The following is a 19,356-nucleotide window of genomic DNA, read 5'->3' on the forward strand; positions in this document are numbered from 1 at the left end:
GCGGGCCACTTCGGCACGCAGTCTCGATAATTCCATCTGCTCCGGACTTACCGGCTTTGTACCGGCTCCGCCGAGCTTGCCTTCGTGCTCAGCCTTGACCCAGTTGGAAATCGATTGGGTCGGCACGTCCAGCGTCGCAGCCACCGCCGCAATGCTCTGGCCGGCCTTGACCAGCCGTACCGCTTCCAGCTTGAATTCGAGCGTGTATCGCGCCCGCTTTGTCTTGCTCATCTTCTTGTTTCTCCTTGCATGAGTTTAAACGCTCAGCAAGGGATTCGTTTTTCGGGGGCAAGCTCAAAAGCAGTGTTCGCCTCAAAGAATTGCGACTCGATAGACCTGAGTTGGCCTCCAATCTCCCACGCCCATTCTTTGTCTTCGTAGTCGAGCCAAGTGCCCGGAACGGCCACCTCGAAAACGTACATTGTCTTCCGCCCATTGAACATGTCCCGCGCAATATCAACTGACATCCCCGCCAACCGTGCTTTCGCCCGTATAAATGGAAACCCAAGCCCCAAAAACCAGAAAGCCCCGAGCGCATCTTAAGCACTCAGGGCTTCGTATAACCAACTCAGCTACAGCAATTACCCCTTAAGCAATCCGCTGCTCCGTCTGCGGATCAAACAGCACAGCCTTAGAAACATCAAACATCAGCGACATATTCTGATCCGGCTGCGGATTAGCACCCGGGTGAACACGGCTAACGATGCGCTTGCCGTTCACTTGAGCAAATACCAAAGTATCCGGCCCGGTAGGCTCGATCACATCGACCTTAACGTCGATCGGCTGATGCTTGCCATCATCGACGTTGTGACCATTCCGCGTATCGGTAATCCGCTCAGGCCGCAGCCCAAGAATCACTTCCTTGCCGATATGCGACTTCACAGCGCCATCGAAAGGCAGATTCAGCACACCGCGCTTCACACCCGTATCGAGTTCAAGCCCAACACCTGAGCCTTGCTCGACAACCTTACCTTGAATAAAGTTCATCGGCGGCGCGCCGATAAACCCTGCAACGAACAGATTCGACGGCGAATCATAAATCTCTTGCGGCGCCCCGAACTGCTGAACGATACCGTCCTTCATCACAGCGATACGATCGCCCAGAGTCATCGCTTCGATCTGATCGTGCGTCACATAAACGATCGTGGTCCCAAGGCGTTGATGCAGCAGCTTGATCTCCGAACGCATCTCGATCCGCAGTTTGGCATCCAGGTTCGACAGAGGCTCGTCGAACAGGAACATCGCCGGATCACGCGCAAGAGCACGTCCCATAGCAACCCGCTGCCGCTGACCGCCAGACAGCTGCCCAGGCTTCCGATCCAGCAAGTGTTCGATTTGAAGCAGCTTCGAAACGCGCGAAACGATCTGATCCTGCTCCCCCTTCGGCACCTTGCGGATATTCAAACCAAAGGAAATATTGTCGCGCACCGTCATCGACGGATACAGCGCATACGACTGGAACACCATCGCGATATCGCGATCCTTCGGCGACAGGTTATTCACCGTCTTGCCGCCGATCTGAATATCGCCCTTCGTCACGGTCTCGAGACCGGCGATCATGTTGAGCAGTGTCGACTTACCGCAGCCCGAGCCGCCGACGAGAATCAGGAACTGGCCGTCTTCGATGTCGATGTTGACACCCTTCAGGACAGGCACCCCGTTCGGGTAGGTCTTGTACACGTCACGGATGGAAAGGCTTGCCATGCTGTGAATCCTCTAGTCTCTGTACTGCTGATGCGCCGCTAGCTGGCGACGCAGGCCGAATGCCGTTCAGGCCGCCGCTCGCGTCAGCATGCGAGCGACACGCCAACAAGAAAAATTAGCCCTTCACCGCGCCCGCCGTCAGGCCGCGCACGAAGTAGCGGCCGGCGATCACGTAGACGAGCAGCGTCGGCAGTGCCGCGATGATCGCGCCCGCCATGTCGACGTTGTATTCCTTCACGCCCGTCGACGTATTCACGAGGTTGTTCAGCGCCACGGTGATCGGCATCGAATCGACACCGGAGAACACGATACCGAACAGGAAGTCATTCCAGATCTGCGTGAATTGCCAGATCAGGCACACCATGAAAATCGGCAGCGAGATCGGCATCATGATCTTCGTGAAGATCATGAAGAACCCGGCGCCGTCGATACGCGCCGCCTTAACGAGTTCGGCCGGGACGCTCACGTAGAAGTTGCGGAAGAACATCGTCGTGAACGCGATGCCGTACACGACGTGCACGAGCACCAGGCCGCCGATCGTGTTCGACAGGCCGAAGAAGCCTTGCAGTCGCGCCATCGGCAGCAGGATCGCCTGGAACGGAATGAAGCAGCCGACCAGCAGCATCGTGAACAGCGCATCCGCTCCGCGAAAACGCCAGTGCGTGAGCACATAGCCGTTGAACGCGCCGATGATCGACGAGATCAGCACCGCGGGAATCACCATCTTCACCGAGTTCATGAAGAACGGCTGCATGCCCTCGCAGCGCACGCCCGTACACGCTTCGCTCCACGCCTTCACCCACGGCGCGAACGTCCAGTGCGACGGCGGCGTGAGCAGATTGCCCGAGCGCAACTGGTCGATGTCCTTGAACGACGTCGACAGCATCACGTACAGCGGGAACAGGAAGTACAGCGCAAACAGAATCAGCGCCGCATAGATGACAGCACGGCTGATGTTCATCTTAGGCTGCATTGCGCGTGCTCCTCGATTCCAGATACATCAGCGGCACGAGCACGGCCACGACGGTTGCGAGCATCATCATCGACGAAGCCGCGCCGACGCCCAGTTGCCCGCGATTGAACGAAAACGTGTACATGAACATCGCGGGCAGCGACGACGACGTGCCCGGACCGCCCGCCGTCAACGCGACGACGAGGTCGAAGGTCTTGATCGTGATGTGGCAGAGAATCAGCAGCACCGAGAAGAACACCGGGCGCATGCTCGGAATCACGATCTTGCGGTAGATAGTGGGCAGCGTCGCGCCGTCCACTTGCGCAGCCTTGAAGATTTCGCTGTCGACGCCGCGCAGACCGGCAAGGAAGAGCGCCATCACGAAGCCCGTCGATTGCCACACGGCCGCAATCACGACGCAGAAAATCGCCTTGTCGGGATCGCCGAGCCAGCCGAACGAGAAGCTCGTCCAGCCCCAGTCGTGCAACACCTTTTCGATGCCGAGGCCCGGATTCAGAACCCACTGCCACGCGGTGCCCGTCACGATGAATGACAGCGCCATCGGATACAGGAACACGGCGCGCAACGCGCCTTCGTTGCGAATCTTCTGGTCGAGCAGGATCGCGAGAAACAGACCGAGGCCGACGCAGATCGCGATAAACGGAATGCCGAACCAGCCGAGGTTCGCCGCCGACGTCCACCAGACGTCGTTATCGAAAAGCTCGGCATACCGGTCGAAGCCGGCGAAATCGTAACGCGGCATCAGTCGCGAACTCGACAGCGACAGATAGCCGGTAACAAGAATGAAACCGTAGACGAAGACAAGGCTGATCACGATGCTGGGCGACAACACCAGCTTCGGAATCCAGCGGTCGGCGAGCGCCGCCATCGGCGACGTGCGGCGCGCGACGGGCGCCGTGCCTTTTGCGTTTCCGCTAATAGAAGCAGTCACAACTCGACTCCTGGAACTGTACCGTCAGGCATCATCATCGTCAGGCGATGCCGGAACGGCAGAGGCGCGGGTGATGCATCGCACCATCGTCGTCCGGCGCGCATAGGGTCCCTGCGTGAATTCATGCAGGCCCTGCGCGCCGGGCGTTCTGCTACAACTGTGTGCCGACTGCTTACTTGGTCTTCGCAGCCTTCGCGAGTGCGGCAACCGCGCTCTTCGAGTCTTGCGACGAGTTCATGAACTTCGTCACGACGTCGGAGATCGCGCCTGCTGCTGCGTCCGGCTGAGCCATGCCGTGAGCCAGCGACGGCACATAGCCGGCCGACTTGATGGCCGTCTGTTCATCAGCGTAGGACTTCTTCGCGCAGTCGTCGAATTTATCCATCGACACACCCAGGCGAACCGGGATCGAGCCCTTGTACAGGCTGAACTGCTCCTGGAATTCCGGGCTCATGATGGTCTTCGCGAGCGCCAGCTGGCCCGGCGTCGCAGCCTTCTGGCCCTTCTGCTGGAAGAACACGAACGAGTCGACGTTGAACGTATACGCCTTCTCCGTACTCGGCACCGCCGCGCAGACGTAGTCGGAACCCGACTTCTTGTTCGCGTTCGCGAACTCGCCCTTCGCCCAGTCGCCCATGAACTGCATGCCGGCCTTGCCGTTGATGACCATCGCCGTCGCCAGGTTCCAGTCGCGACCCGTGCGGCCGCTGTCGAAGTAGCCCTGGATCTTGCGAACCGTGTCGAACACCTGGACCATCTTGTCCGACGTCAGCGTCTTCTGGTCGAGGTCGACGAGCGCCTTCTTGTAGAAGTCCGCGCCTTGCGACAGCACGACGTCTTCCCACAGCGTCAGGTCTTGCCACGGCTGGCCGCCCATTGCGATCGGCATGATGCCGGCCGCCTTCATCTTGTCGGCGACGGCGAAGAACTCAGGCCACGTGGTCGGCACCTTGCCGCCTGCCTTGTCGAGTGCCGCCTTGTTGATGTACAGCCAGTTGACGCGGTGCACCGAGAACGGCGCCGCGACGTAGTGGCCTTCCGCGTGCATGATCTTGTCGATTTCCGGCGGCAGGTTCTTCTTCCAGTCGCCAGCGACGGAGTCGATGTTCACGAGCACGCCTTGCGATGCCCATTCCTGGATCAGCGGACCCTTGATCTGAGCCGCGCTCGGCGCGTTGCCCGAGATCACCTGGGTCTTCAGCGCCGTCATGGCCGCTGCGCCTGCACCGCCTGCCACCGCGAAGTCCTTCCACGTGTAGCCCTGTTTCTGCATGTCGTCCTTCAGCACGCCGACGGCCTTCGACTCGCCGCCCGACGTCCACCAGTGCAGCACTTCGACGGATTCGGCCGCCTGTGCCGTGGCGACGCCACACATCAGACCTGCGGCGCACAGGGCGCCCATGATCGCGCGGAATTTCATTGCTTATCTCCTCCAGACACCTGAACTAAAACGAGTGGCCCCTGATGTCACCAGGGTGTGATGGTTGGTCAAACAGGCAATGCGCTGGACGGTCGAGCGTCGGACAGGCACACGGTGAAGTGGATGTGCCGGCGTGCCGAGGTTCGGCCGCGTGACGCTCAAGAGATGAGTGGTTTGCGATGCAAGAACTGTCTCCTCTTCTGATTTTTGCCTGCTTCCGCCTTCTGACTGCGGCGCGTTGCAGACTCGAGGTGGCCCGCGCACGTCATTCGCTGAAACGCCCGTTTCGGCCGTCGTGCGCCGCCCGCGAAAGGCACTCTGGCGCATGCCGTAACGCGTTGTCCGTTAACATGCAGGGAAGCTACGTTCACTCGCGAAAAGGCGCTTGTTCACAAGCCCCGCACGCTTTTTTCGTCGAATTCACGTTACCTCTTGATTTGGATTGTAGTTAAACTACAATTCAGTGTCAAAAAAAATTTTATCGGACTACGGGCGCCTTACAGGCCCACCAGATATCCACGGAGACTCATGCAAACCGACTCCAGCTTCACCTTCGTTCTCTTCGGCGGAACCGGCGATCTGTCGATGCGCAAGATCCTCCCCGCTCTGTATGAAGCACACCGCGCGGGCATGCTCGAGGCGAGTGGCAAGATCATCGCCGTCGCGCGGCATGAGGAAGACCGTGGCGGCTATCTGCAGTGGGTCAATGAACACGTGAAGACGCACGTTTCCAGGAACGGCGTCGACGAAAACGCGTGGTCGAGCTTTGTCGATCGCATCGAGTACGTGAAGCTCGATCTCGGCAAGGCAGAAGACTTCGTCAAGCTGCGCGACGCGATGCAAGACCTGCCAGGCACGCGCGTGTTCTATCTGGCGACGGGCCCGTCGCTCTTCGTGCCGATCTGTCGCGCGCTCGCGTCGGTGGGTCTCAACGAAAACGCGCGCATCGTGCTCGAAAAGCCGCTCGGCTACGACCTGCGTTCTTCGAATGCGATCAACGATGCCGTCGGCGAGATCTTCGCCGAAGGGCAGATCTACCGTATCGACCACTACCTCGGCAAAGAGCCCGTGCAGAACCTCTTGGCGCTGCGCTTCGGCAATGCGCTCTTCGAGCCGCTGTGGCGGCGCGAGTGGGTCGAGAGCATTCAGATAACGATCGCCGAAGAACTCGGCGTGGAAGCGCGCGGCGACTTCTACGACAATACGGGCGCGCTGCGCGACATGGTGCAGAACCATTTGCTGCAACTGCTTTCGATCGTCGCGATGGAGCCGCCGCATTCGATGGATTCGGATTCCGTCCGCGATGAGAAGCTCCGCGTGCTGCGCGCGCTGAAGCCGATCGATCCGCGCGATATCAGCAAGGTCGCCGTGCGTGGCCAGTATCACGCGGGCGTCATTCGCGGCACGTCGGTGCCCGCGTATGCAACGGAACCCGGCGTGAAGACGGACAGCGCGACAGAAACATTTGTCGCGCTGAAGGTCGAGATCGAGAACTGGCGCTGGGCGGGCGTGCCGTTCTTCCTGCGCACCGGCAAGCGGCTGGCCGATCGCGTCGCGGAGATCGTCGTGAACTTCCGCGCCGTGCCGCATTCGGCGCTGGGTTCGTCGGCGCTGCGGCCGGGCGCGAATCGCCTCGTGATCCGCCTGCAGCCGAACGAAACGATTCGCCTCTACTGCCTCGCGAAAAAACCGGGCGAAGGAATGAACCTGTCGAGCGTTCACCTCGACCTCGCCTTCGACCAGTTCTTCAAGGAAGGCCAGATGGAGGCGTATCAGCGTCTGCTGCTCGACGTGATTCACGGGCGTCTCGCGCTCTTCGTGCGTCGCGACGAACAGGAAGCGGCATGGAAGTGGGTCGAGCCGATCCTCAACGAATGGGCCGCGTCGGGCAAGCCGAAGCCTTATGCGGCGGGCACGTGGGGGCCGGCGGCCGCGAGCGCGATGCTCGCGCAGCACGATACCTGCTGGCTCGAAGAAGAGAATTAAGGAAGTACGGCGCGTTTGGTTTTGTCCTGCGATGATCGATGCTTTTGCATCGATGTTGCACCCGATGCGCCGCTTGCAGTACGGCATGAACCGCCGGACCGGAACCCAGTGACACAGATGACACGGGACCGGTAGCGGCAGCAGCGGGACAAGGCGGCGTCGGCTCGACTGATCGCCGATGCCGCCCCCGCAGCACTTCAGATCTAACAAAGAAAGCAGCATGGAGGAGAAGTGATCGAGCTTCACGCTTTCGACGACCCGCGCGCCCAATCCGACGCGCTGGCGAAGGCGGTCGGCGACGCGCTACATGCGTCGCTCGCCGCCCGTGCGAGCGCAGCCCGCGCGCGCCCGACGACGCTTGCAGTGTCCGGTGGCACGAGTCCGCGTCCGTTTCTGCAAACGCTATCCACGCAGCCGTTCGACTGGAAGCGCATCGCCGTCACGCTCGTCGACGATCGCTGGGTGCCCGAGACGGATGACGCGAGCAACGCGCGCCTCGCACACGAGACGCTGTTGCAGAACGCCGCGCGTGAGGCGACCTTCCTGCCGCTCGTCGACACGGCGCAATCGCTCGACGCTCATATCGCGGCGTTGAATCGCGACGTCGCGCACGGCAATCGTCATCTGCCCGATGTGGCCGTGCTCGGCATGGGCGAAGACGGCCACACGGCGTCGATTTTCGCGGACGCGCCCGAATGGGAGCACGCAGTCTCGACGGCCGATCCATTCGTCGCCGTGCATCCGGGCGCCGCGCCGCATGCGCGCGTGAGCTGGTCAATGTCCGCGTTGAAGAAAATCGACCGGCTGTTCCTGCTGATCGCCGGTCAGAAAAAGCTCGACGTGCTCAAAGCCGCCGCAGCCGCCCCACAAAAAAATGCCATCTCGACGTTGGCGAACGACAAGGGAGTAAGACTCGATGTCTACTGGTGTGCAAACTAAGGCTGCCCCTGGCGCGGGCCAGCACGCCGACGGACCGAGGCTGCTTGCCGACATCGGCGGCACCAATGCGCGCTTCGCGCTTGAAACCGGTCCCGGCGAAATCACGCAGGTTCTCGTCTATCCGTGCGCGGACTATCCGGGCGTCGCAGAGGTCATCAAGAAGTATCTGAAGGACAGCAAGATCGGTCGCGTGAATCATGCGGCGATTGCGATCGCGAATCCCGTCGATGGCGATCAGGTCAGCATGACCAATCACGACTGGACGTTCTCGATCGAAGCGACGCGCCGTCAGCTCGGCTTCGATACGCTGCTCGTCGTGAACGACTTCACCGCGCTCGCGATGGCGTTGCCGGGCCTCACCGATTCGCAGCGCGTGCAGGTGGGCGGCGGCACGCGGCGGCAGAACAGCGTGATCGGCCTGCTCGGTCCGGGCACGGGCATGGGCGTGTCGGGCCTGATTCCCGCTGACGACCGCTGGATCGCGCTCGGCAGCGAAGGCGGCCACGCGACGTTCGCGCCGATGGACGAGCGCGAAGATCTCGTGCTGCAGTACGCGCGCAAGAAGTGGCCGCATGTGTCGTTCGAGCGCGTTGCCGCTGGGCCGGGCATCGAAGTGATCTATCGAGCGCTCGCGGCTCGCGACAAGAAGCGCGTGCCCGCGACGCTCGAAGTGTCGGACATCGTCAAGAAAGGCCTCGACGGCGATCCGCTCGCGGCCGAGACGATCGACGTGTTCTGCGGCATTCTCGGCACGTTTGCGGGCAACATCGCGGTGACGCTCGGCGCGCTGGGCGGCATCTATATCGGCGGCGGCGTGGTGCCGCGTCTGGGCGACATGTTCGCGCGCTCGTCGTTCCGTCAGCGATTCGAGGCGAAGGGCCGCTTCGAGGCGTATCTGAAGAACGTGCCGACATACGTGATCACCGCGGAATATCCGGCGTTTCTCGGCGTATCGGCGATTCTCGCGGAGCAGCTGTCGAATCGCGCGGGCGGCAGTTCGTCCGCCGTATTCGAGCGCATCCGGCAGATGCGCGATGCACTGACGCCCGCTGAGCGCCGCGTCGCGGATCTCGCGCTGAATCACCCGCGCTCGATCATCAACGATCCCATCGTCGACATTGCGCGCAAGGCCGATGTGAGCCAGCCGACCGTGATCCGCTTCTGCCGTTCGCTCGGCTGCCAGGGCCTGTCCGATTTCAAGCTGAAGCTGGCGACGGGTCTGACGGGCACGATTCCCGTCTCGCACAGCCAGGTGCATCTCGGCGACACCGCAACGGACTTCGGCGCGAAGGTGCTCGACAACACGGTGTCGGCGATCCTGCAACTGCGCGAGCATCTGAACTTCGAGCATGTCGAAGCGGCCATCGATCTGCTGAACGGCGCGCGGCGCATCGAGTTCTACGGCCTCGGCAATTCGAACATCGTCGCGCAGGACGCACACTACAAGTTCTTCCGCTTCGGCATTCCGACGATCGCTTACGGCGATCTGTACATGCAGGCGGCGTCAGCGGCGCTGCTCGGCAAGGGCGATGTGATCGTCGCGGTGTCGAAGTCGGGCCGCGCGCCCGAACTGTTGCGCGTGCTCGAAGTGGCGATGCAGGCGGGCGCGAAGGTGATCGCGATCACATCGAGCAACACGCCTTTGGCCAAGCGCGCGACGGTCGCGCTCGAAACCGATCACATCGAGATTCGCGAGTCGCAGCTGTCGATGATTTCGCGCATCCTGCATCTGTTGATGATCGACATCCTGGCCGTCGGCGTGGCGATCCGTCGCGCGGCGCCGGCGGCGGAAGTCAGCGCGGCCGTGACGAAGGCACGCAAGGATGCCGACGACGATACGACGGCCGTGCTCGATTGGCTCAGTCACGGAGCGGCGGCCTCGCCGAAGGACTAGTCTGCGCTCGAGTTCGAGCAGCGAGTTTCAACAGAAAAAAAGCCGGACCTTTTGCCATTCAGCAGCAGGTCCGGCTTTTTGTTGTCCGCCAGTTCGTCTGGCGCGTTGTCTCGTGTGTCGCTTCGTGCGTCGTCTCGCCCATTGCCTCGTGCGTTGTCTCGCGCGTGGGCGTCAGGCCGCCGAAGTCCGCGACACGGGCCGCCCATGCCAACGCATCACCAGAAACCGTCCGACGAAGCACAGCGATCCCGCGACGGCGATCGTCACGCCCATCCCTTGCGGCGAGCCGTCATGCCACAGACCGACGGCGAAACTCGACAGCGCGCCGAACGCAAGCTGCATCGCGCCGAACACGGCCGCCGCCGCGCCCGCGTTCTGCGGATAGCGATGCATCAGATCGGTCGTGCAGTTGGCCGACAGCAAGCCGACCACGCCCACCACGAAGAACAGCCCGGCGACGATCGACCACAGCCCGCCCCACCCCGTCAGACACATCAGCGCGACGTACAGCGACGCAACGAAGCTGATCGTCGCGGCGACCGAAATGACGGGCAACGGTCCCGTGCGTCCGACGACGCGCGTGTTCACGAAGTTGCCGAGCATGATCCCGATGATGTTCAGCCCGAACAGAAAGCCATAGTGCTGCGGCGACACATGGAAATACTCGATATAGACGAACGGCGTCGCCGTGATGTACGCGAACATCGACGCGAACGCCATGCCGCCGCACAGCATGTGCCCCCACGTGACGGGGTCCTTCAGCAGCGTGCCGTACGCGGCGAACGATTGCAGCACCGCGCCGTGCGCGCGCATTTCGCGCGGCCAGGTTTCCGGCACGCGCATGAACGCGGTCGCGGCGCAGAAAGCACCGAAGATCGTCAGCGCGATGAAGACAACGCGCCAGCCGCCGAGCAGCAGCAACTGCCCGCCGATCAGCGGCGCAAGCAACGGCCCGATCGACGTGACGATGGCGAGCATCGACAGTACGCGGGCTGCATCGGCGGGGCCGTGCGCATCGCGGGCGATCGCGCGCGCGAGCACGGAAGCCGCGCCCGCGCCGAGCGCCTGCACGAAGCGGAACGTGACGAGCGCATCGATCGACAGCGACACCGCGCAGACGATCGTCGCGAGCGTGTACATGACGATGCCGCCGAGCAGCACAGGGCGCCGCCCGTACGCATCCGACATCGGCCCGTACAGCAGCATGCCCACCGAGAAGCCGAGCATGAAGCTGGTCAGCGTGCCCTGCGCCGCGCCCGCGCTGACGTTGAACGCCTGCGTGATCGACGGCAGGCTCGGCAGGTACATATCGATCGAAATCGGCCCGCACGCGGCCAGCGCGCCGAGCAGCAGAATCAGCCGGGCATCCGGCTGGGATCTGACGACGTGAGACATGGGATTCCAGTGAGAAGCGACGCGCAAAGATCGGCCGATGGGCGATTCAGCGGACCGTGCGGCGACGCGGATACGGCCTGAGATTGTAACCGACGCGTAAAAATCGCCCCGCCTGGCGCCGTCGCGGACCGCCCGGTGCCCGCCGGAGACACGCCTTCTCCGCGTTATCGGTTAAGCTGGCCATCCGTTTCCTTGACACAGACACACGACGCAGATGACCGCCTTTCTGCTGATCTGGAGCCCCAGGAAGTGGCCGTGGCCCGAACTGCCGGACGTGGCAAAGCGCGTCGCGGCGGGCGAAGCCGTCACCGACGTCTGGGGCTGCGGCTTTTCGCGCAGCATCCTGCCGGGCGACCGCGTATTCATTCATCGCGTGACGCTGGAGCCCAAAGGCGTGTTCGCGTCGGGATACGTGACGCGCGCGCCATACGAAGTGCCCGACGCAACCAAGAAGCGCGGCTACCGGCTGTGCATCGACTTCGTGTACGACTATCTGGTCGATGCACATCATGAAGTCGTGATCTCCCGCGACGAACTGCGCCAGCACCCTTTCTCCGTCCAGACGTGGGACGCGCAAACCTCGGGCATCTCGATCAAGCCGATCGCCGAGGGCGCGCTCGAAAAGCGCTGGCTCGAACGCACGGGCAAGCGTCCGCGGCCTGCCGTCGCACCGCATGCGGACGAGCCGGCGCAATCGACGAAGGAACAAGCGACGCAAGCGTGGAGCGACGCGAACAAGGCGGCCGCCGGCAAACGCGCGGCGCGCGTTGCGATGTACTTCGGCCCGGCGAAGCGCCCAGGCGGCACGCCCGGCGACGGCGAAGGCAATAACGGCGGCAACTCGGGCGGCAATCGCGGCGGCGGCACTTGAACGCGTACGGCAGCGCCCCGCCGCGCCTGCCCGCTCGCGGCCGATTCCACACGACTCCGGTACAATTTCGTGAGGCCATTCTTACGGTCGTGCGTTCGTCGTGCGCTTGCGCGTGCCCGTTCGCAGCGCATCGATACCGCCCTTGTACCGCACTCGCGCGAGTTACTGCCATTCGGCGCGCGAGCCCAACCCAAGCAGGTCCAACGCTCATGTCCAGCAATCAAGAACTCTTCGACCGCGCCCAGAAAACCATTCCGGGCGGCGTCAACTCGCCCGTGCGCGCCTTCCGTTCGGTTGGCGGCACGCCGCGTTTCATCGAGCGCGCACAAGGCGCGTACTTCTGGGACGCCGAGGGCAAGCGCTATATCGACTACATCGGCTCGTGGGGGCCGATGATCGTCGGCCACGTGCATCCCGAAGTGATCGAGGCCGTGCAGCGCGTGCTGGTGAACGGCTTCTCGTTCGGCGCGCCGACGCAAGCCGAGGTCGAGATCGCCGAGGAAATCTGCAAGCTCGTGCCTTCGATCGAACAGGTGCGGATGGTTTCGAGTGGAACCGAAGCGACGATGAGCGCGCTGCGTCTCGCACGCGGCTTCACGAACCGCAGCCGCATCGTCAAGTTCGAGGGCTGCTACCACGGCCACGCGGACAGCCTGCTCGTGAAGGCGGGCTCGGGCCTGCTGACATTCGGCAATCCGACGTCGGCGGGCGTGCCTGTCGATATCGCGAAGCACACCACCGTGCTCGAATACAACAACGTCGCGGCGCTCGAAGAAGCGTTCAAGGAGTTCGGCAACGAGATCGCTTCCGTGATCGTCGAGCCGGTGGCGGGCAACATGAACCTCGTGCGCGCGACGCCGGAATTCCTGGGCGCGCTGCGCCGCCTCTGCACCGAATACGGCTCGGTGCTGATCTTCGACGAAGTGATGTGCGGGTTCCGCGTCGCGCTGGGTGGCGCGCAGCAACTGTATGGCATCACGCCGGACCTCACGTGTCTCGGCAAGGTGATCGGTGGCGGGATGCCGGCAGCGGCGTTCGGCGGACGGCGCGACATCATGGCCCATCTTGCGCCGCTCGGCGGCGTCTACCAGGCGGGCACGCTGTCGGGCAACCCCATCGCTGTCGCGGCGGGTCTCAAGACATTGCAACTGATCCAGGCGCCGGACTTCTACGACGCGCTGTCGCGTCAGACGACGCGTCTCGTGCACGGCCTCACGGAAGCCGCGCGCGAAGCGAACGTGCCGTTCACGGCGGATTCCGTCGGCGGCATGTTCGGCCTGTACTTTTCGGCGAATGTGCCGGGCAGCTTCGCGGAAATCTCGCGCTGCGACGTGCCGCGCTTCAATGCGTTCTTCCACAAGATGCTGGATGCGGGCGTGTACTTCGCGCCTTCCGCGTACGAGGCAGGCTTCGTGTCGAGCGCACACGACGACGCGATCATCGACGCGACCATCGATGCCGCGCGCGGCGCATTCAAGTCGCTCGCGTGAAGCGCGTTGACGAAACATTGAACGGATAACGCCAAACCGATGTTCTCGCAGACCGATTTCGTCCATATGGAGCGCGCGCTGGCCCTCGCCTGGCGCGGCCTGTACACGACCGACCCGAATCCGCGTGTCGGCTGCGTGCTGGTGAAGAACGGCGAGGTGATCGGCGAAGGCTACACGCAGCCCGCCGGCCACGATCACGCGGAAATCCAGGCGCTGAAGGACGCACGCAAGCGCGGCAACGATCCTCGCGGCGCGACTGCCTACGTGACGCTCGAACCGTGCAGCCACTTCGGCCGCACGCCGCCGTGCGCGAACGCGCTGATCGAAGCGAAAGTTGCACGCGTGGTCGCCGCAATGGAAGACCCGAACCCGCGCGTGTCGGGACGCGGCCTCTCGATGCTGCGCGACGTGGGCATCGAAGTGCGCTGCGGCCTGCTCGAAACGGAAGCACGCGAACTGAACATCGGCTTCGTGTCGCGGATGACGCGCGGCCGCCCGTGGGTGCGGATGAAGGTGGCGGCATCGCTGGATGGGCGCACCGGCTTGCCTTCGGGCGAGAGCCAGTGGATCACGAGCGAAGCGGCCCGCAACGACGGCCACGCATGGCGCGCCCGCGCGTCGGCGATCCTGACAGGCATCGGCACCGTGAAGGAAGACAATCCGCGCATGACCGTGCGCGCCGTCGATACGCCGCGCCAGCCGCATCGCGTGCTGATCGACAGTCAGCTCGAAGTGCCGCCCGACGCGCAGATTCTCGCCGGTGCGCCGACGCTGATCTTCTGCAGCAGGCTGACGCCACTGCTCGAAGAACGCGCCGCCGCGCTGCACGATCGCGGCGCCGAAATCGTGCCGCTCGCGAACGAGAACGGCAAAGTCGATCTGCCGAAGATGCTGGAAGAGCTCGGCAAGCGCGAAGTCAACGAGCTGCATGTGGAGGCGGGCTACAAGCTGAACGGCTCGCTGTTGCGCGAAGGCTGCGTCGACGAATTGCTTGTCTACCTCGCGCCCAGCCTGCTCGGCAACGACTCGATGAGCATGTTCAATCTCGCCGCGCCCGGTTCGCTCGACGCGCGCACGCAACTCGAATTTCACGCCGTGGACCGGATCGGCAGTGACGTGCGGATTCTCGCGCGCCTGATGCCGAAGCCGCCCGGACACTGACCGATAGATATAGGACACAACACGATGTTTACGGGAATCGTCGCGGCCGTCGGCCGCATCGCATCGATCAAGCCGCTCGGCAGCGAACCGGACGCGGGCGTGCGTCTGACCGTCGACGCGGGCGGCCTCGATCTGGAGGACGTTCAACTGGGCGACAGCATCGCGATCCAGGGCGCGTGCATGACCGTGATCGAAAAGACGTCGACCTCGTTCGACGTCGATGTCTCGCGCGAAAGCCTGAACCGCACGGCGGGCCTTGCCGATACGGGTGAAGTGAACCTGGAAAAGGCGCTGCGCTCGCACGACCGGCTGGGCGGCCATATCGTGTCGGGCCACGTGGACGGCCTCGGCACAGTGACGCGTTTTGCGCGCGTCGGCGAATCGCACGAACTGCGCGTGCTCGCGCCGCGCGAGATCGGCAGGTATCTGGCGTACAAGGGCTCGATCACCGTGAACGGCGTGAGCCTCACCGTGAACTCGGTGACGGATCGCGACGACGGCTGCGAGTTTTCGATCAATCTGATTCCGCATACGGTTGAAGTGACCACGCTGAAGGCGTTGAAGGAAGGCACGAAGGTAAATCTGGAGATCGACCTGATCGCGCGATATGTGGAGCGCATGCTCAACGCACCGAAGTAATTTCGCGTTCCAGTCTCGCGTACGGGAGCGAGGCTGAACATTCGTCCGAACGGCATATGCCGTTTGGACGGGCGACTTGCGGGGCGGCGTGGCGTAAAATACGCGCTTTCCCAAACTTCTCGCCAACATGACCCTCGCCTCCACCCTTGAAATCATCGCCGAGCTCAAAGCTGGCCGGATGGTGATTCTTGTCGACGAAGAAGACCGCGAAAACGAGGGCGACCTCGTCATCGCAGCAGAATTCATCACGCCGGAAGCGATCAACTTCATGGCCCGCTACGGCCGTGGCCTGATCTGTCTGACGCTCACGCAGGAACGCTGCAGGCTGCTAAACCTGCCGCTGATGACGCACCGCAACGGCACGCAATACGGCACCGCGTTCACGGTCAGCATCGAGGCGGCCGAAGGCGTCACGACAGGCATTTCGGCGGCGGACCGCGCGCATACCATCGCCACGGCTGTCGCGGCGAACGCGCGCACCGAGGACATCGTCCAGCCGGGCCACGTGTTTCCGATCATGGCCCAGCCGGGCGGCGTGCTGGTGCGCGCCGGTCACACGGAAGCCGGCTGCGATTTCACGGCGCTCGCGGGGCTCACGCCCGCCGCGGTGATCTGCGAAATCATCAAGGACGACGGCACGATGGCGCGCCTGCCCGACCTGATGACGTTCGCGCAAGAACACGGTCTGAAGATCGGCACGATCGCCGACCTGATCCACTATCGCAGCCGTACGGAATCGATCGTCGAGCGCGTGTGCGAACGCACGATGCAGACCGTGCACGGCCCGTTCCGCGCGGTCATGTATCTCGACCAGCCGAGCGGCCAGCCGCATATGGCGCTGGTGCGTGGCACGCCCACGCCCGAGCGCGAAACGCTCGTGCGGGTGCACGAGCCGTTGTCGGTGCTGGATCTGCTCGAAGTGGGCCGCTCCACGCACTCATGGACGCTCGACGCAGCGATGAAGGAAATCGCCGCGCGCGATCACGGCGTGATCGTGCTGCTCAATTGCGGCGACTCGAAAGATCATCTGATCGACGTATTCAAGGCATTCGACGAAAAGAGCCGGGCCGAGGCGCTCAAGCGCCGCCCGGTGGACTTCAAGACGTATGGCATCGGCGCGCAGATTCTGCGCGAACTCGGTGTCGGCAAGATGCAGGTGCTGTCGACCCCGCGCAAGCTGGGCAGCATGTCCGGCTACGGGCTCGAAGTGACCGGCTTCGTACCGATGCCGGGCGGCGCGGCCGAAAAGCCGCAAAACTGCTGAACGCTTCAACGGCTTTCACGCTCAGTTACCGCTTAGTTATCGCTCAGTTTTCGCTAACCTGCGCTCAACCAACACATTACGGACCTCATATGGAAATCGGACAATACCAACCGAATCTCGACGGCGACGGTCTGCGCATCGGCATCGTCCAATCGCGCTTTAACGAACCCGTCTGCAACGGACTCGCCGACGCATGCATCGAAGAACTCGAACGCCTCGGCGTGACGGGCGAAGATGTGCTGCTCGTCACCGTGCCGGGCGCGCTGGAAATCCCGCTCGCGCTGCAAAAGCTCGCGGAAAGCGGCCAGTTCGACGCGCTGATCGCGCTCGGCGCGATCATCCGCGGCGAGACGTATCACTTCGAACTCGTGTCGAACGAAAGCGGCGCGGGCATCTCGCGCATCGCGCTCGACTTCGGCATTCCCGTCGCGAACGCCGTGCTGACGACCGAAACGGACGAACAGGCCGTCGCGCGCATGACCGAGAAAGGCCGCGACGCGGCGCGCACGGCTGTCGAAATGGCGAACCTCGCGGTCGCGCTCGAACAGCTGGACGGCGACGAGGACGAAGAAGGCGAAGACGAGGATGACGAAGAGGAACGGGCATGAAGAGCGCACGCCGACGCTCCCGCGAACTGGCCACGCAGGGGCTTTATCAGTGGCTGCTGTCGGGTTCGCCGGCAGGTGAAATCGATGCGCAGCTGCGCGGCGCCCAAGGTTTCGACAAGGCTGATCACGAGCATCTGGACGCCATCCTGCATGGCGTGATCCGCGATTCGGAAGCACTGACCGCCGATCTCACGCCGTGCCTCGACCGCCCGGTCGACCAGCTGTCGCCCGTCGAACGCGCGGTGCTGCTGGTGGCGGCCTACGAGCTGAAGAATCACGTCGACATTCCGTATCGCGTCGTCATCAACGAGGCCGTGGAACTGGCCAAGACCTTCGGCGGCGCAGACGGCTACAAGTACGTGAACGGCGTGCTGGACAAGCTGTCGGCGAAACTGCGCGTCGCCGAGACGCAGGCGGCCGCTCGCAAGCAGTAAGCGTGGCTGGCTTCTATCATCGCTGATGCAGGCGGGCCCGGCATAACGCGGGCCCGCTTTTGTTTTTGCGCGCCTGACTTTGCGCTCCTGTTTGAACTGGACTCATCGAATGAACAGCATCACCGAACCCCTCGTGAAACTGGCCGCCCGCGTCGACGCGATCCAGCCGTTCTACGTGATGGAACTGGCCAAGGAAGCGGCGCTGCTGGAGCGCGCGGGGCGCGACATCATCCATATGGGCATCGGCGAGCCCGACTTCACGGCGCCGGAGCCCGTTATCGAGGCCGCGACGAAGGCATTGCGGCGCGGCGTCACGCAGTACACGAACGCGCTCGGCATTCATGCGCTGCGCGACGCGATCGCCGGGCACTACAAGCATGCGTATGGGCGCGACATCGATCCGGCGCGGATCGTCGTGACGGCGGGCGCGTCGGCGGCGTTGCTGCTGGCGTGCGCCGCGCTCGTCGATCGCGATGACGAAGTGTTGATGCCGGACCCGAGCTATCCGTGCAACCGCCATTTCGTCGCCGCCGCCGAGGGCAAGCCGGTGCTCGTGCCGAGCGGCCCCGCCGAGCGTTTCCAGCTGACTGCAAGCGACGTCGAACGTCTGTGGAACGAGCGCACGCGCGGCGTGCTGCTCGCGTCGCCGTCGAATCCGACGGGCACGTCGATCGAGCCGGCCGAACTGAAGCGCATCGTCGAGACGGTCCGCGCGCGCGGCGGCTTTACGATCGTCGACGAGATCTATCAGGGCTTGAGCTATGACGCGCCGCCCGTGTCGGCGCTTTCGTTCGGCGAGGACGTCGTCACCGTCAACAGCTTTTCGAAGTACTTCAACATGACGGGCTGGCGGCTTGGCTGGCTGGTGGTGCCGCCTGCGCTCGTCGGCGCGTTCGAAAAGCTCGCGCAGAATCTGTTCATCTGCGCATCGGCGCTCGCGCAGCATGCAGCGCTCGCGTGCTTCGAATCGGAAACGCTCGCGATCTACGAATCGCGCAGGATGGAGTTCAAGCGCCGCCGCGATTTCATCGCGCCTGCACTCGAATCGCTGGGCTTCACCGTGCCCGTCATGCCGGCCGGCGCGTTCTACGTCTACGCCGACTGCCGCAGCGTCGCGCATCCGGCCGCGGGTGACAGCGCCGCGCTGACCAAGGCAATGCTGCACGATGCGGGCGTCGTTCTCGTGCCGGGCATGGACTTCGGCTCGTATCAGCCGCGCGAGTACATCCGGCTCTCGTATGCGACCGCGTATTCGAAGCTCGAAGAGGCTGTCGAGCGTCTGCGGAAGCTGTTCGGCGGTTGATTTGAGTGAGGCGGCTCTCGTCGAGCGTGAGAACCGCGCGCCGATTCGTAAGCGCCCGGCAATGTCGCCTTGAACCAGCGTGTTAGGGAAGCGACGATCGTGTCCACCAATTCTTTAAATGGACACGTGTACGCTATGAACGAGAATGAAGCCGGTTCTGAGGTGGTACAGCCGATACGGCGCCGCCGTCGCCACAGCAAGGAGTTCAAGGAGAAGGTGATCCGTGCGGCGATGCAGCCGAACGTGTCGATCGCCGCGGTCGCGCTGCATTACCAGTTGAATGCGAATTTGCTGCGTCGATGGGTGGCCGCGCAGGAGGAGCAGGACGCCGCGCGGGAGGCTCG

18 protein-coding genes are annotated in these 19,356 nt (G+C 63.3%); 12 read left to right on the forward strand and 6 right to left on the reverse strand.

Translation table 11 applies throughout. The features are described 5' to 3' along the window. The 5 genes from GCT13_RS42760 to GCT13_RS42780 all read right to left on the reverse strand — a co-directional run. Positions 1 to 231 (reverse strand): transposase (locus GCT13_RS42760; protein WP_152756144.1); only part of this gene is annotated, 231 nt, incomplete at its 3' end. Positions 232 to 588: 357 nt separating this feature from the next. Next, positions 589 to 1,704, reverse strand: a complete 1,116-nt coding sequence (locus GCT13_RS42765) for an ABC transporter ATP-binding protein (protein WP_152767823.1) — start codon at positions 1,702 to 1,704, stop codon at positions 589 to 591. Between the two features lie 115 nt (positions 1,705 to 1,819). Next, positions 1,820 to 2,677 carry a carbohydrate ABC transporter permease gene (locus tag GCT13_RS42770; protein ID WP_152767824.1) on the reverse strand — a complete coding sequence of 286 codons (858 nt, stop codon included), beginning with the start codon at positions 2,675 to 2,677 and terminating at the stop codon, positions 1,820 to 1,822. Then, on the reverse strand, positions 2,667 to 3,608 hold the full coding sequence (locus tag GCT13_RS42775; RefSeq protein WP_087733848.1) for a carbohydrate ABC transporter permease: 942 nt from the start codon (positions 3,606 to 3,608) through the stop codon (positions 2,667 to 2,669). The genes GCT13_RS42770 and GCT13_RS42775 overlap by 11 nt, the downstream gene beginning before the upstream one ends. A gap of 172 nt (positions 3,609 to 3,780) precedes the next feature. After that, positions 3,781 to 5,028, reverse strand: coding sequence for an ABC transporter substrate-binding protein (locus tag GCT13_RS42780; RefSeq protein ID WP_152767825.1), 1,248 nt, complete (start codon positions 5,026 to 5,028; stop codon positions 3,781 to 3,783). A 528-nt stretch (positions 5,029 to 5,556) separates the two neighbouring features. Between GCT13_RS42780 and zwf the strand changes: the two genes are divergently transcribed. From zwf to GCT13_RS42795, 3 genes are all read left to right on the forward strand, one after another. Further along, positions 5,557 to 7,014 carry a glucose-6-phosphate dehydrogenase gene (gene zwf / locus GCT13_RS42785; protein WP_152767826.1) on the forward strand — a complete coding sequence of 486 codons (1,458 nt, stop codon included), beginning with the start codon at positions 5,557 to 5,559 and terminating at the stop codon, positions 7,012 to 7,014. Positions 7,015 to 7,245: 231 nt separating this feature from the next. Next, positions 7,246 to 7,953 (forward strand): 6-phosphogluconolactonase, encoded by a 708-nt coding sequence (pgl, locus tag GCT13_RS42790; RefSeq protein WP_321574994.1) that lies wholly within the window; start codon positions 7,246 to 7,248, stop codon positions 7,951 to 7,953. Next, complete coding sequence (locus GCT13_RS42795) at positions 7,931 to 9,847, forward strand: bifunctional transcriptional regulator/glucokinase (protein ID WP_152767827.1); 1,917 nt, start codon at positions 7,931 to 7,933, stop codon at positions 9,845 to 9,847. The genes pgl and GCT13_RS42795 overlap by 23 nt, the downstream gene beginning before the upstream one ends. A 171-nt stretch (positions 9,848 to 10,018) precedes the next feature. On the opposite strand, the gene GCT13_RS42800 is transcribed toward GCT13_RS42795, so the two are convergent. Next, entirely contained in the window at positions 10,019 to 11,242 is a 1,224-nt protein-coding gene (locus tag GCT13_RS42800) for a Bcr/CflA family multidrug efflux MFS transporter (RefSeq protein ID WP_152767828.1), read from the reverse strand. A gap of 214 nt (positions 11,243 to 11,456) precedes the next feature. Here GCT13_RS42800 and GCT13_RS42805 point away from each other — a divergent pair, with 214 nt between their 5' ends. From GCT13_RS42805 to GCT13_RS42845, 9 genes are all read left to right on the forward strand, one after another. Next, entirely contained in the window at positions 11,457 to 12,113 is a 657-nt protein-coding gene (locus GCT13_RS42805; protein ID WP_152767829.1) for a hypothetical protein, read from the forward strand. Positions 12,114 to 12,322: 209 nt separating this feature from the next. Beyond that, positions 12,323 to 13,603: a glutamate-1-semialdehyde 2,1-aminomutase gene (gene hemL / locus GCT13_RS42810; protein ID WP_152767830.1), complete on the forward strand. Its 1,281-nt coding sequence runs from the start codon at positions 12,323 to 12,325 to the stop codon at positions 13,601 to 13,603. Positions 13,604 to 13,642: 39 nt separating this feature from the next. After that, positions 13,643 to 14,764 carry a bifunctional diaminohydroxyphosphoribosylaminopyrimidine deaminase/5-amino-6-(5-phosphoribosylamino)uracil reductase RibD gene (gene ribD, locus GCT13_RS42815; protein WP_152767831.1) on the forward strand — a complete coding sequence of 374 codons (1,122 nt, stop codon included), beginning with the start codon at positions 13,643 to 13,645 and terminating at the stop codon, positions 14,762 to 14,764. 24 nt (positions 14,765 to 14,788) lie between these two features. Further along, positions 14,789 to 15,403: a riboflavin synthase gene (locus GCT13_RS42820; RefSeq protein ID WP_152767832.1), complete on the forward strand. Its 615-nt coding sequence runs from the start codon at positions 14,789 to 14,791 to the stop codon at positions 15,401 to 15,403. Positions 15,404 to 15,530: 127 nt separating this feature from the next. Next, positions 15,531 to 16,667: a bifunctional 3,4-dihydroxy-2-butanone-4-phosphate synthase/GTP cyclohydrolase II gene (gene ribBA / locus GCT13_RS42825; RefSeq protein ID WP_152767833.1), complete on the forward strand. Its 1,137-nt coding sequence runs from the start codon at positions 15,531 to 15,533 to the stop codon at positions 16,665 to 16,667. Between the two features lie 89 nt (positions 16,668 to 16,756). Beyond that, positions 16,757 to 17,275 carry a 6,7-dimethyl-8-ribityllumazine synthase gene (gene ribH / locus GCT13_RS42830; protein ID WP_152767834.1) on the forward strand — a complete coding sequence of 173 codons (519 nt, stop codon included), beginning with the start codon at positions 16,757 to 16,759 and terminating at the stop codon, positions 17,273 to 17,275. After that, positions 17,272 to 17,709 carry a transcription antitermination factor NusB gene (nusB, locus tag GCT13_RS42835; RefSeq protein ID WP_152767835.1) on the forward strand — a complete coding sequence of 146 codons (438 nt, stop codon included), beginning with the start codon at positions 17,272 to 17,274 and terminating at the stop codon, positions 17,707 to 17,709. Before ribH ends, nusB begins: the two co-directional genes overlap by 4 nt. A gap of 109 nt (positions 17,710 to 17,818) precedes the next feature. After that, positions 17,819 to 19,012 carry a pyridoxal phosphate-dependent aminotransferase gene (locus tag GCT13_RS42840; protein ID WP_152767836.1) on the forward strand — a complete coding sequence of 398 codons (1,194 nt, stop codon included), beginning with the start codon at positions 17,819 to 17,821 and terminating at the stop codon, positions 19,010 to 19,012. A gap of 135 nt (positions 19,013 to 19,147) precedes the next feature. Next, positions 19,148 to 19,356 (forward strand): transposase (locus GCT13_RS42845; RefSeq protein WP_227747265.1); only part of this gene is annotated, 209 nt, incomplete at its 3' end.

The organism is Paraburkholderia franconis, assembly GCF_009362735.1.
Lineage (GTDB): Bacteria > Pseudomonadota > Gammaproteobacteria > Burkholderiales > Burkholderiaceae > Paraburkholderia > Paraburkholderia franconis.

What these genes read in the sequence shown, in the direction of transcription:
- GCT13_RS42765 (WP_152767823.1), bottom strand. Translation starts at nt 1,704, where the DNA reads ATGGCAAGCCTTTCCATCCGTGACGTGTACAAGACCTACCCGAACGGG.
- GCT13_RS42770 (WP_152767824.1), bottom strand. Translation starts at nt 2,677, where the DNA reads ATGCAGCCTAAGATGAACATCAGCCGTGCTGTCATCTATGCGGCGCTG.
- GCT13_RS42800 (WP_152767828.1), bottom strand. Translation starts at nt 11,242, where the DNA reads ATGTCTCACGTCGTCAGATCCCAGCCGGATGCCCGGCTGATTCTGCTG.
- hemL (WP_152767830.1), top strand. Translation starts at nt 12,323, where the DNA reads ATGTCCAGCAATCAAGAACTCTTCGACCGCGCCCAGAAAACCATTCCG.
- GCT13_RS42795 (WP_152767827.1), top strand. Translation starts at nt 7,931, where the DNA reads ATGTCTACTGGTGTGCAAACTAAGGCTGCCCCTGGCGCGGGCCAGCAC.
- nusB (WP_152767835.1), top strand. Translation starts at nt 17,272, where the DNA reads ATGAAGAGCGCACGCCGACGCTCCCGCGAACTGGCCACGCAGGGGCTT.
- GCT13_RS42780 (WP_152767825.1), bottom strand. Translation starts at nt 5,028, where the DNA reads ATGAAATTCCGCGCGATCATGGGCGCCCTGTGCGCCGCAGGTCTGATG.
- ribBA (WP_152767833.1), top strand. Translation starts at nt 15,531, where the DNA reads ATGACCCTCGCCTCCACCCTTGAAATCATCGCCGAGCTCAAAGCTGGC.
- GCT13_RS42820 (WP_152767832.1), top strand. Translation starts at nt 14,789, where the DNA reads ATGTTTACGGGAATCGTCGCGGCCGTCGGCCGCATCGCATCGATCAAG.
- ribD (WP_152767831.1), top strand. Translation starts at nt 13,643, where the DNA reads ATGTTCTCGCAGACCGATTTCGTCCATATGGAGCGCGCGCTGGCCCTC.
- GCT13_RS42805 (WP_152767829.1), top strand. Translation starts at nt 11,457, where the DNA reads ATGACCGCCTTTCTGCTGATCTGGAGCCCCAGGAAGTGGCCGTGGCCC.
- ribH (WP_152767834.1), top strand. Translation starts at nt 16,757, where the DNA reads ATGGAAATCGGACAATACCAACCGAATCTCGACGGCGACGGTCTGCGC.
- zwf (WP_152767826.1), top strand. Translation starts at nt 5,557, where the DNA reads ATGCAAACCGACTCCAGCTTCACCTTCGTTCTCTTCGGCGGAACCGGC.
- GCT13_RS42840 (WP_152767836.1), top strand. Translation starts at nt 17,819, where the DNA reads ATGAACAGCATCACCGAACCCCTCGTGAAACTGGCCGCCCGCGTCGAC.